The organism is Pusillimonas noertemannii, assembly GCF_003096595.1.
Classification (GTDB): Bacteria; Pseudomonadota; Gammaproteobacteria; order Burkholderiales; family Burkholderiaceae_B; genus Pusillimonas; species Pusillimonas noertemannii.
In genome coordinates this window covers 44186-55400 of record NZ_QEKO01000007.1, presented here as the reverse complement: position 1 = coordinate 55400, position 11215 = coordinate 44186, and the positions used below count along the sequence as shown (strand labels likewise).

General features: G+C 61.2%; 11 protein-coding genes. 4 read left to right on the top strand and 7 right to left on the bottom strand.

All coding sequences use genetic code 11. The features are described 5' to 3' along the window. Positions 1-36: 36 nt before the first annotated feature. The 3 genes from yidD to rpmH are packed head-to-tail and all read right to left on the bottom strand — an operon-like array spanning position 37 to position 807. Positions 37-270, bottom strand: coding sequence for a membrane protein insertion efficiency factor YidD (yidD, locus tag C7440_RS17260; protein WP_017523012.1), 234 nt, complete (start codon positions 268-270; stop codon positions 37-39). Next, on the bottom strand, positions 267-632 hold the full coding sequence (rnpA, locus tag C7440_RS17255) for a ribonuclease P protein component (RefSeq protein ID WP_017523013.1): 366 nt from the start codon (positions 630-632) through the stop codon (positions 267-269). The genes yidD and rnpA overlap by 4 nt, the downstream gene beginning before the upstream one ends. A 40-nt stretch (positions 633-672) precedes the next feature. Then, positions 673-807 carry a 50S ribosomal protein L34 gene (rpmH, locus tag C7440_RS17250; protein WP_013521800.1) on the bottom strand — a complete coding sequence of 45 codons (135 nt, stop codon included), beginning with the start codon at positions 805-807 and terminating at the stop codon, positions 673-675. A 368-nt stretch (positions 808-1175) separates the two neighbouring features. On the opposite strand from rpmH, the gene dnaA reads away from it, so the two are divergent. From dnaA to gyrB, 3 genes are all read left to right on the top strand, one after another. Beyond that, a complete protein-coding gene (gene dnaA / locus C7440_RS17245; protein ID WP_017523014.1) occupies positions 1176-2585 on the top strand; it encodes a chromosomal replication initiator protein DnaA in 1410 nt (469 codons plus the stop codon). Positions 2586-2587: 2 nt separating this feature from the next. After that, positions 2588-3697: a DNA polymerase III subunit beta gene (gene dnaN / locus C7440_RS17240; RefSeq protein WP_116519372.1), complete on the top strand. Its 1110-nt coding sequence runs from the start codon at positions 2588-2590 to the stop codon at positions 3695-3697. Positions 3698-3795: 98 nt separating this feature from the next. Then, positions 3796-6243, top strand: coding sequence for a DNA topoisomerase (ATP-hydrolyzing) subunit B (gyrB, locus tag C7440_RS17235; RefSeq protein ID WP_116519371.1), 2448 nt, complete (start codon positions 3796-3798; stop codon positions 6241-6243). A 103-nt stretch (positions 6244-6346) separates the two neighbouring features. On the opposite strand, the gene C7440_RS17230 is transcribed toward gyrB, so the two are convergent. The 3 genes from C7440_RS17230 to C7440_RS17220 form a co-directional block, all read right to left on the bottom strand. Continuing rightward, positions 6347-6940, bottom strand: coding sequence for a VOC family protein (locus C7440_RS17230; RefSeq protein WP_116519370.1), 594 nt, complete (start codon positions 6938-6940; stop codon positions 6347-6349). Positions 6941-7064: 124 nt separating this feature from the next. After that, entirely contained in the window at positions 7065-7487 is a 423-nt protein-coding gene (locus C7440_RS17225; protein WP_133244304.1) for a GIY-YIG nuclease family protein, read from the bottom strand. Positions 7488-7498: 11 nt separating this feature from the next. Continuing rightward, positions 7499-8056 carry a sugar O-acetyltransferase gene (locus tag C7440_RS17220; protein WP_116519368.1) on the bottom strand — a complete coding sequence of 186 codons (558 nt, stop codon included), beginning with the start codon at positions 8054-8056 and terminating at the stop codon, positions 7499-7501. 87 nt (positions 8057-8143) lie between these two features. On the opposite strand from C7440_RS17220, the gene ygiD reads away from it, so the two are divergent. Continuing rightward, on the top strand, positions 8144-8995 hold the full coding sequence (gene ygiD, locus C7440_RS17215) for a 4,5-DOPA-extradiol-dioxygenase (protein WP_116519367.1): 852 nt from the start codon (positions 8144-8146) through the stop codon (positions 8993-8995). Positions 8996-9030: 35 nt separating this feature from the next. Here ygiD and C7440_RS17210 read toward each other — a convergent pair whose 3' ends face one another. Further along, positions 9031-11166 carry a TonB-dependent siderophore receptor gene (locus C7440_RS17210; protein ID WP_116519366.1) on the bottom strand — a complete coding sequence of 712 codons (2136 nt, stop codon included), beginning with the start codon at positions 11164-11166 and terminating at the stop codon, positions 9031-9033. Positions 11167-11215: the final 49 nt, after the last annotated feature.

The window sequence follows — 11215 nt, the reverse complement described above, 5'->3', positions numbered from 1 at the left end:
AATAACCTTGACTGCCGCGATGCCGGCGGGCGTGGTTCAGGAATGCCGGTGCTCGGTGCCCGGTACGGGGTCGCATCCGCCCGGCGACCACGGGTGGCATCGGCCCAGCCTGCGCATGCCCAGCCAGAGGCCCTTCAGGGCGCCATGTGTTTCGATGGCTTCAATGGTATAGACCGAGCATGTGGGGGTAAAACGGCAGTTGTGGCCCACCCACGGGCTGATGAAATACCGGTAAAAGCGTATGGGCGCGATGAGCAGGGCCTTGATCATGGCGTCCGCACCTTGTCGAGCAGGGCATCGGCCTCGGCGCGCAATTGCTTCTTGAGCTGAGTCAGCGATTGGGGCGCTACCCGGCTGTGCAGGCGGAAGACAAAATCGCGCTGCGGCAGATCGTGGCGCCGCTGGCGAAAGGCCTCGCGTATGACCCGCTTGATGGCATTGCGCGTAACAGCTCTGGCTGCAAACCGCTTGGCTATAATCATTCCGAGCCGCGCCTCTGCCTCTTGGCCGGGCTGTTCCCGGGGCGTCGACACCACAAGCAACGCCCCTCTGGCAACGCGCCGGCCTTTCAGGGCGGCGGCGTATTCAGAGGGGCGGTGCAGGCGCGCCGCCGGACTGAGCGTGGCACGCATGAGCTGGCATTCGCGGCTTTCAGGGAAAGCCGGCGGGCGCTTAAACGGCGAGGCGCTTGCGGCCCTTGGCACGGCGAGCGTTGATTACCGCGCGGCCGCCGCGAGTCTTCATGCGAACGAGAAAACCATGGGTGCGCTTGCGGCGCGTAACGGAAGGCTGGAAAGTGCGTTTCATGGGTAAGAACTCAAAAGGCTTGCCGCGCAAGGTGTTTGGCGGGCAGGCAATGAAAATCGAAAAATAGCGGCTGGGTAACCCGTAATGGGATCAAACCCAACTGGGCCGGCACCAGGTTTACTTGCGTTACGCCCTGAAGGCCTAGCCCGCGTAGGTTGCGCGTTATTAATTGCGCGTTGTTTATTGTTTATTGGAAACCCTGCTCTATAAAGATCGGGTAATCAAAAATCGCAATAAGCCCACTATTTCAACAGATTATTGGGTTTCAGTCAAATATCCAGGTGGTTGCCGGGGTGGCGAAGATGTCCCGGCTTGTGGATAACTTGGCCTCCAACAGGGTAGAATCGAGGTTTACTCAAGTGGTGGACATGAAAGAATTTTGGCAGACTTGCGTTCAGCGTCTGGAGCAAGACCTACCTCCGCAGCAAATCAGTGCATGGATACGCCCTCTGATCCCGCTTGCGTTCGACGAAACGCAGGCGGTGTTGCGTGTGTCCGCCCCCAATCGATTCAAGCTCGATTGGGTACGCAAGAATTTTTCGCATCAAATTGAAATCCTGGCCAGCGAATGGTACGAGCGTCCCGTGCAGGTGGCGTTCGAACTGGCCGCGGGGGGTGCCGTGGGCGCCCGTCCGGCGGCTGCGCCGCTTGCCGTGCAAGCCGTGCCTGCTGCCGCCGGTGCCGAAGCACAGGCGCCTGAGCCTGTTGCGCCGCAACAGGCTGCTTCCGCCGCCGTGGCCGACGTCGTCCATGACCGCTCGCGCCTTAACACCGAACTGCGCTTCGACAACTTCGTAACGGGCAAGGCCAACCAGCTGGCGCGCGCCGCCGCCCTGCAGGTGGCCGAAAACCCCGGGGTCTCGTACAACCCGCTGTTTCTGTATGGCGGCGTGGGCCTGGGCAAGACCCACCTCATCCATGCCATCGGCAATGCCCTGCTGCAAAGCGGCAAGGGCACCCGCGTTCGCTACGTGCATGCCGACCAGTACGTGTCGGACGTGGTCAAGGCCTACCAGCGCAAGGCGTTCGATGAATTCAAGCGGTATTACCATTCGCTCGACCTGCTGCTGATCGACGACATCCAGTTCTTTGCCGGCAAGAATCGCACCCAGGAAGAATTCTTCTACGCCTTCGAGGCCATGGTGGCGCAGCGCAAGCAAATCATCATCACCTCCGACACCTACCCCAAAGAGCTGTCCAACATCGACAGCCGCCTCATTTCGCGCTTCGATTCGGGCCTTACCGTGGCCATCGAGCCGCCCGAGCTCGAAATGCGCGTGGCCATTTTGCTGCGCAAGGCCGAAACCGAGGGCGTAACCATGCCTGAAGAGGTGGCCTTCTTCATTGCCAAGCATCTGCGCAGCAATGTGCGCGAACTCGAGGGCGCGCTGCGCAAGGTATCGGCCTACGCTCGATTCCACGGGCGCGAGGTGCTTACCGTCGAAGTCTGCAAAGACGCCCTCAAAGACCTGCTTTCGGTTTCAAACGGCCAGATCACGGTCGAGAACATCCAGAAGACGGTGGCCGATTTCTACAAGATCAAGGTTGCCGACATGTATTCGAAACGTCGGCCAGCCAATATTGCATTGCCCAGGCAAATCGCCATGTACCTGGCCAAAGAGCTCACCCAAAAAAGCCTGCCCGAAATCGGCGACCTGTTCGGCGGCCGCGACCACACCACCGTGCTGCACGCTGTACGCAAGATTTCCGATGCGCGTTCCAAGCAAACTGAACTCAATCACGCTTTACACGTACTAGAACAAACCTTAAAAGGATAACCATGCAACTCGTACAAACGACTCGCGACGCCTTGTTGAAACCGTTGTCCACGGTGGCGGGAATAGTCGAAAGAAGAAATACGTTGCCCATTCTGGCCAATATCCTGCTGCGCAAGCAGGGCCAGGAAGTTGCCTTTATCGCCACCGACCTCGAAGTCCAGATCACCACGCATGCACAGTTCGGCCTGGGCGATTCCAACGAATCGACCACGGTTGCGGCGCGCAAGCTGCTCGACATTCTGCGCGCCCTGCCCGATTCGGGTGAAGTCAAGCTGGCGCTTGCCTCGGGCAAGCTTACCGTGCAGGCGGGCAAAAGCCGCTTTGCCTTGCAAACCCTGGCGCCCGACGAATTCCCCACCCTGGCCCAGCCCGAGAAATGGGACGTCTCTTTCACGCTGCCGCAGAAAACCCTCAAGCACCTGTTCAACATGGTGCATTTCTCGATGGCCCAGCAAGACATCCGCTATTACCTGAACGGCCTGCTGTTCGTGTTCGAGCCGGGCTGGGTGCGCGCCGTGGCCACCGACGGCCACCGCCTGGCCCATAGCGGCACCGCGGTCGAGGGCATCGAAAACAAGCACGACGTCATCGTTCCGCGTAAAACGGTTCTTGAAATGCAGCGCCTGCTGGCCGAAACCGACGACCCGGTCAGCATCGACGTGGCGCCGGGCCAGATCCGCTTCCGCTTCGGCGACGTAGAGCTCGTCTCCAAGCTCGTCGAGGGCAAGTTCCCCGACTTCACGCGTGTCATTCCCACCAATTACACGCGGCATTTCCTGGTCGACCGCGAAATTCTGCAGGGCAGCCTGCAGCGCGCCGCCATTCTTACCACCGATAAGCTCAAGGGTGTCCGCATCCAGCTTTCCGACAACCAGCTTAAAATAACCTCATCCAACGCAGAACAGGAAGAGGCGCTGGAAGAAATCGACATCGACTACAGCCACGAGCCGCTGGACGTCGGTTTCAACGTCAGCTACCTGCTCGACGTCCTGGCAAACGTCAAGACCGAAAAGGTCCGGTGGTCGGTACAACCCGACGTGAACGCCTCGGCGCTCCTCACCACCCCCGACGACGACCAGTTCAAGTACGTTGTCATGCCAATGCGCATCTGATTTCCGCAGATGCCCTTTGATCGGCCGGCGGCCTGTTGCCGCGCGGCCATTCGCCGCAAGGCTCGCCGTACGGCGCACACAAGGTTCTAAATTCAGTTATGTCAGATCAAACCACGATTGCCAATGATGCGGGCTACGGCGCCGATTCCATCAAGATGCTCAAGGGCCTCGAAGCGGTCCGCAAGCGTCCGGGCATGTACATCGGCGACACCTCCGATGGCACCGGCCTTCATCACATGGTATTCGAGGTGGTGGACAATGCCATCGACGAAGCCCTGGCCGGCTATTGCGACGACATCGTCGTCACCATCCATGCCGACAACAGCATCTCGGTCAGCGACAATGGCCGTGGCATTCCCACCGACATCCACAAAGACGATGAATTCGGCCGCAGCGCCGCCGAAATCGTCATGACCGAGCTGCACGCCGGCGGCAAGTTCGACCACAACTCGTACAAGGTATCGGGCGGCCTGCACGGCGTGGGCGTGTCATGCGTGAACGCCTTGTCGCAATGGCTGCGCCTGACCATCTGGCGCAAGGGCCAGACGCACGAAATGGAGTTCCGCCAGGGCGAGCGGGTCGAGCCCCTGCACGTTACCGGCCCGGCCGAGAAACAGGGCACCCGCGTGCATTTCCTGGCCGACGACACCATCTTCGAGAACATCGAGTTCCACTACGAGATCCTGGCCAAGCGCCTGCGCGAGCTTTCCTTCCTGAACAACGGCGTCAAGATCCGGCTGGTCGACGAGCGCCAGGGCAAGGAAGAAGATTTCGCCTTCCTGGGCGGGGTCAAGGGCTTTGTCGAGTACATCAACCGCAGCAAGACCGTGCTGCACCCCAATGTGTTCTCGGTCAGCACCGAATCGACCGTGGGCGACTCCACGGTCGGCGTCGACGTGGCCATGCAATGGAACGACAGCTACACCGAAACCGTGCTGTGCTTCACCAACAACATTCCGCAGCGCGACGGCGGCACCCACCTTACCGGCCTGCGCGCGGCCATGACGCGCATCCTGAACAAATACATCGCCGACAACGAGCTGGCCAAGAAGGCCAAGGTCGACACCACCGGCGACGACATGCGCGAAGGCCTGGCCTGCGTGCTTTCAGTCAAGGTGCCCGAGCCCAAGTTCAGCAGCCAGACCAAAGACAAGCTGGTTTCCAGCGAAGTGCGCCCCGCCGTCGAAGAGGCCGTGTCGCGCACGCTTGAAACCTGGCTGCTTGAAAACCCCATCGACGCCAAGGCGCTGTGCAGCAAGATCATCGAGGCGGCGCGCGCACGCGACGCAGCCCGCAAGGCCCGCGAAATGACACGCCGCAAAAGCGTGCTCGAGGGCGCCGGCCTGCCCGGCAAGCTGGCCGACTGCCAGGAAAAAGACCCCGCCAAAAGCGAGATCTATATCGTCGAGGGCGACTCGGCCGGCGGTTCGGCCAAGCAGGGCCGCGACCGCAAGTTCCAGGCCATTCTGCCGCTGCGCGGCAAGGTGCTGAACGTTGAAAAGGCCCGCTTCGACCGCTTGATCGCCAGCGAGGCCATCACCACGCTGATCACGGCGCTGGGCACCGGCATCGGCCCCGACTTCAACATCGAGAAGCTGCGCTACCACCGCATCATCATCATGACCGACGCCGACGTCGACGGCGCGCACATTCGCACCCTGCTGCTTACCCTGCTGTATCGCCAGATGCCCGAGCTGATCGAGGGCGGCTATGTGTACATTGCCCAGCCGCCCCTGTATAAGGTCAAGGTCGGCCGCGACGAGCGCTATCTCAAGGACGACCAGGAAGAAGCCCAGTACATGATGCAGGTCGCCTTGAAAGACGCCGAGCTGGTGCCCAGCCAGGGAGCCAGCGCCATCAGCGGCGATGCCCTGGGCGAGCTGGCCCGCCAGTACATCATGGCCGACGCCGTCATCAACCGCCTTTCGCGGCACATGGACGTCGAGTCGTTGTCGGCCATTGCCGAGGGCATCGAGATCGACCTCAGCAGCGCCGAAAATGCCGAACAGTCGGCCCGTAGCCTGCAGGCCGCCATCGAAGACCCGGCCCTGCCCGACGTTACCGTAGAGGTCGAGCCCAACGAAGAAAACACCGCATGGCGCCTGGTTGTCAAGCGCATGCATCACGGCAATGTGCGTGTCAGCATCCTGGACCGGGTGTTCGTGCTGGGCGCCGACTACGCCGTGCTGGCCAAGGCCGGCAAGACCTTCAAGGGCCTGATCGGCGAGGGCGGTTTCATCGCCCGCGGCGAGGGCGACAAGCGCAAGCAAAAGAACATCGGCGATTTCCGCGAAGCCATGCAGTTCCTGCGCAGCGAAGCCGAACGCAGCGTCAGCAAGCAGCGCTACAAGGGCCTGGGCGAAATGAACCCCGGGCAGCTCTGGGAAACCACCATGGACCCGACCGTACGCCGCTTGCTGCGCGTGCAGATCGAAGACGCTATCGCGGCGGACGAGGTTTTTACCACGCTAATGGGCGACCACGTGGAACCGCGCCGGGCGTTTATTGAGAAGTATGCGCTGCTGGCGGGGAATATTGATACCTGAGGTTGTAGGATCTTATCGCTGCCCAGGAGCGCGCAGCAATTCGGACGGCTGAAAGGGCTCGCGGAATATTCCGCAAGCCCTTTTTATTGATGTCGGCGCGCAGTTACTCCGGCGCCCAAAGCTTGGTCTTTGCCTCTTTTTCATAGGCCATGCCGTCGGGATAGCTGATCAGTTCCAGCTGCATGCCCCAGGGGGTCAGCACATAGGTAATCGATTCGCCGGCGGCCGGGCCTTCCTTGAGCTCGAACGGCCCCAGGAATGTCTGCAGGCCCAGCGCCCTGGCCTTGTCGACCGCGGCCTTGATGTCCTTGACGTAGAAAGCCAGATGAAAGCCGCCGTAGTCGCTATTGCGCGGCATGTCGGTCTTCTGGTCGGGGGCGCTGTACTGGAATAGTTCGATGTTCGAGCCGTCGCCGCAGCGCATCATGGCGATTTGCTTGATGACGGCCCGCGGATGCACATTGACGAGATCTTTCATGAACGTGCCTTTGTCGTCGCTGAAAGGCCCGAAACGCATGACTTCGCTGCAACCAATGACATCGCGGAAGAAATCCACGCCCTGGTCGATGTCGGGAACCGTGAAGCCAATGTGGTCCATGCCGCGCACACCGGGAATGCCTTCTTTTTCTGCGGCCCAGGCGCCGCTGCTGCCGATAAGCAACGCCGCGCAGGCGGCTGTGAGGGTGAGCTTGTTCATGAGCGTCTCCGTGGAGTGAAGCATGGAACAACAGGGGCAGACACTATAAACCCAGGTTCATCTATTGGCTACCCGGTAATCCAGCCGGCAGCGACTCTGATCCACTATTTTCAGAAGGCCACCCTCAAGGTGCGCCGGAAAGATCGCATCGCGGAGTATTGATTTGCGGGACAACGTGCTCAAAGTACACTTGGCTGAGTTCTAGCGCTGCCTGGATGGCTCGATATGCGTCACAACGAAAGCATTCGTCGGCATAGCTCTTTCTGCCATTCAGCTGATTTTCCCAGCTTATGCGTGGTACTCGGTATTCTGCGCTTGCCAGTCTTGAAATAAGCATGGCTTCCAAAGCCGTGGCGGCGTGGTCAGAGCACATTGGAAATGTGGCTACGTGGACCCAGTCTTTGAATCCAGCGTAGCCCATGCGTGCCAGATGCCGAGTGCGCTGCGTATTGTTGGCCTTGCCTACTTTAATCATCTTGCCGTCTTCCGTTGACAAGATGTAAACATGGAAATACTGGTTGTAGCTGCGCATGCTGCTTTGTTTCATTCTCGTCTTTCTCACTCGGTGATCTCGCGCACCACCCGGCAGGGGTTTCCCGCGGCAAACACGCCTTCCGGGATGTCGCGCGTGACCACGCTGCCCGCGCCGACGACGGTGCGCGAGCCGATCTGAACGCCTGGAAGGATAATGGCCCCGCCGCCCACCCATACGTCAGAGCCTATTTTTACAGGCTTGCCGTACTCGGCCTGCCTGCGTTGTTCGGCGTTCAGCGGGTGCATGGCGGTGTAGATCTGTACCGCTGGGCCAAAAAGTGTGAAGCTGCCGATTTGAACCGGACAGACGTCCAGCACGACGCAGTTGAAGTTGAAGAACACGCGTTCGCCCAGCTCGATATTCGAGCCGTAGTCGCAATAGAAGGGCGGCTGCATGATTACGGAGTCTCCACCCGAGGCAAACAGTTCGCACAGCATTTGCCGCTGCCTTTCCTGTTCGGCCTCGCCGGCGGCGTTAAGCGCCCAGCAAAGGTCTCGTGCGCGTGCGCGCGCCGCCACCAGCTGCGGGTCTGTAGGGTGGTAGAGGTCTCCGGCAACCATTTTCTGATACGCTGTTTTCATACGCCCTCCGCGGATGAGCTTGCGACAGTGGTTTTGCATCCGGGCAATGGCAGCCATCGCAGCCGGCAGTACTTGAAGGAGTATGACATGAGCAAGATGCCCGCGCTTTTCATTGGCCACGGCAGCCCGACGAATGCGCTCGAGCGCAACGACTTTACCAATGCCTGGCGGGCATTCGGGCAGCATCTGCCGCGGCCGAAAGCCCTTCTCGTCGTCTCGGCCCATTGGTATTTCGGCGCAACGGCGATAACCGCCATGGCGCGGCCCAGAACCATCCACGATTTCTACGGCTTTCCGAAGCCGCTTTTCGATTTTGAGTACCCGGCGCCCGGCGCGCCCGATCTTGCAAAGGAAATCGTCGAGCTGGCCAAGCCGAACTGGGTAGGGCTGGACCAAGACCAGTGGGGGCTGGATCACGGCACCTGGTCGGTGCTGACCCACATTTATCCCGACGCCGACATTCCGGTGATTCAACTGTCCATCAATGCGCTGCAGGCGCTCGAATACCACCTGAAGCTTGCCGCCAGGCTCGACGCGCTAAGAAGCCGCGGCGTGATGATTATCGGCAGCGGCAATGTGGTCCATAATCTGCGGCGGCTGCAACGCGACCAGCCCGACCAGGCTTACGATTGGGCCCGGCGGTTCGACGACGCCGCGGTTGAACAGCTTGCGCGCGATCCGGGCGATGTGCTTCGTTTGGCCGATCATCCCGATTACGGCCTGGCCGTGCCCACGCCCGATCACTTTATTCCATTGCTGTATGTGGCGGGGCTGGCCGCCGCCGAATCAAGCAAGCCCGAGCTTCTGGTGCAGGGCTATTCGATGGGCTCGATTTCCATGACCTGTTATGGCCTGGGCGCCCAGATGGAGCTTCGCAAGAACGCAAGCAGCGCCGCCAGGCTTCCCGCGGCGGTGCCGCCCGAGCAAAGCAATATGTAGTGTCGGCCCTGCGTGGCCGGGCCGTCTTCCTGCTGTCAGAACTTGTACGTTGCGCTGGCCACAATAGACCGGCGCGCGCCGAACCAGCAATCGCCGCGCTCCAGGCATGTGGCCACATAGGTCTTGTCGAAGACGTTGTTGGCATTGAGCGCCAGGCGCCATTGCGGCGTGTCGTAGGCCACCATGGCGTCGACCAGCGTCGCGCTGGGCACACGCGGGCCGCTGCCGTCGCTGAATGCGCTTACCCAGCGCACACCCGCGCCCACCGAAAAGCCCGGCGTGTTGTTGATGGCAAAGCGGTACTTGCTCCACAGCGAGGCCTGGTGGCGAGGCTCGCCTTCGAGCTGGTCGTCCTGGTCCAGGTAGTTGTAGTTGGCGATCAGGTCCAGCTGGCGCGCCACCGTTGTCTTGACCTCAAGCTCGAACCCGCGGGTGCGCGTTTCGCCGGCCTGGATGCTTTGCATGGGGTTGGCGGGGTCGGATACAAGCCGGTTTTCCTCGCGCAGGGTGTATACCGCGGCGTTCACCAGGGTGTTGCGATCGGGCGATTCATACTTGAGCCCCGCTTCCCATTGCTTGCCGCGCAAGGGAACGAAGGCGTCGCCGCTGGAGTCGCGGCCCAGCTGGGGGGTGAACGACTCGCTGTAGCTTACATAGGGCGAGATGCCCACGGGAAACGCGTACATCAGGCCGAAACGCTTGCTGGTGGCGCGACTGACCTGCGAGGGCGAGCCGTCCACCGTGTTCTCAGAGCGGTCATGGCGCAAGCCCGCAACCAGTATCCAGTTATCCAGGCGCATCTGGTCCTGGATATAGAAGCCCATGTCGCGCTGGCGTATGGCGGGGTCGCCAAAGAATGCCGGCGGCGTGTAGGCTGGATACACCGGGTTGAAGGCGTCGATCAGCGGCACGGTGTCCGGCCCTTCTGAGGCGGTGGATTGTTCGTTCTTGGCATAGACGTAATCCATGCCGATCAGCATGTTGTGGCTGACGGGGCCGGTGTCGAACTTGCCCTGCACGTGCTGGTCGGCCTGGGCCATGCGCACGGTGGTGTCCGTGCCCCAGGCATAGCGGCCGATCAAACGCTTGTTGACCGGGTCTGCGGCCCAGCCGCCGGGAAGAGAGAACGAGTCTCCATAAAGGCTGCGGTAATCCACGTGGTTGTACGACCAGCGTGCATTCTGGCGTATTGTCCAGCCGTCGTTCAGCTGGTGCTCGAACGCCCAGCCGATGGAGCGTCGGCTGGAATCATAGCGGTCCCAGTCGGGGTCGCCGATGAAGGTGTTTGTGGGGATCTGTCCGTTGGGATTGTCGAGCAGCGTGCCTTCCCACGGAAAGAACTGCGCGGTAGAGCCCGACTTGTCGTCTTGCCACAGCGCCAGCAGCGTCAGCGAAGTGCGGTTGGACGGCCGCCAGGTGATCGAGGGCGCGAACACCAGGCGGTCGTCGGGCACATGGTCGACCATGGTGTCCGACTTGCGTCCCAGCGCAACTAGGCGATAAAGCCATTTGCCGTCTTCATCGATGGCGCCAGTCAGGTCGGCCTGGATCGAGCGCCGATTGTGCGAACCATATTGAATGCCGACCTCGCGCGAGGTCTCGGCCTGCGGGCGCTTGGTCACCATGTTGACGACACCGGCCGTGCTGCCCTGGCCATACAGCATGGAGGCGGGCCCGCGCAGCACTTCGATGCGTTCGAGCGTAAAGGGCTCGGTGCGCGTGGTGCTGGTGTAGTAATCGAAATTGGTTCGCAGGCCGTCCAGGTAGACGGAGGGCGACGCCCCGCGCACCATGAAGTTGTCGGAACGGGAATCCAGTCCGTAGGCGTCCGAACGCACGCCGGCGGCATAGTTCAGCGCATCCTGCAGGCCCTGGGCGCCCTGGTCGCGAATCTGGTCGGCCGTGATCACGGTGACCGATTGCGGTGTTTCGATCAGGGGTATGTCGGTCTTGGACGCGCTGATCGACGAGGTGGCGATGTAGCCGTCGACGGGTGCCAGGGCATTGTCTGCCGCGCCTTCTACGGTGATGGGGGCCAGCGTGCCGCTGGCGGCCGGCTGGGCCGAACCCGTTTGTGCGTTGGCCGGCGCGTGGCCAAGGGTCAGGAACCCGGCCCAGGCCAGGATGGCGGCTGTCCGGGCCGGGGATCGGCCCGATAATGGATGGGACATCGTGTGCTCCGAAATGCGGATGGGTAGATGGAGGATTATTGTTATTGCC

Bases quoted from the DNA above. Each gene is read 5' to 3' on its own strand.
- C7440_RS17210 (WP_116519366.1), bottom strand. From the start codon at position 11,166: ATGTCCCATCCATTATCGGGCCGATCCCCGGCCCGGACAGCCGCCATC.
- C7440_RS17225 (WP_133244304.1), bottom strand. From the start codon at position 7,487: ATGAAACAAAGCAGCATGCGCAGCTACAACCAGTATTTCCATGTTTAC.
- gyrB (WP_116519371.1), top strand. From the start codon at position 3,796: ATGTCAGATCAAACCACGATTGCCAATGATGCGGGCTACGGCGCCGAT.
- C7440_RS17230 (WP_116519370.1), bottom strand. From the start codon at position 6,940: ATGAACAAGCTCACCCTCACAGCCGCCTGCGCGGCGTTGCTTATCGGC.
- ygiD (WP_116519367.1), top strand. From the start codon at position 8,144: ATGAGCAAGATGCCCGCGCTTTTCATTGGCCACGGCAGCCCGACGAAT.
- C7440_RS17220 (WP_116519368.1), bottom strand. From the start codon at position 8,056: ATGAAAACAGCGTATCAGAAAATGGTTGCCGGAGACCTCTACCACCCT.
- yidD (WP_017523012.1), bottom strand. From the start codon at position 270: ATGATCAAGGCCCTGCTCATCGCGCCCATACGCTTTTACCGGTATTTC.
- rpmH (WP_013521800.1), bottom strand. From the start codon at position 807: ATGAAACGCACTTTCCAGCCTTCCGTTACGCGCCGCAAGCGCACCCAT.
- dnaA (WP_017523014.1), top strand. From the start codon at position 1,176: ATGAAAGAATTTTGGCAGACTTGCGTTCAGCGTCTGGAGCAAGACCTA.
- rnpA (WP_017523013.1), bottom strand. From the start codon at position 632: ATGCGTGCCACGCTCAGTCCGGCGGCGCGCCTGCACCGCCCCTCTGAA.
- dnaN (WP_116519372.1), top strand. From the start codon at position 2,588: ATGCAACTCGTACAAACGACTCGCGACGCCTTGTTGAAACCGTTGTCC.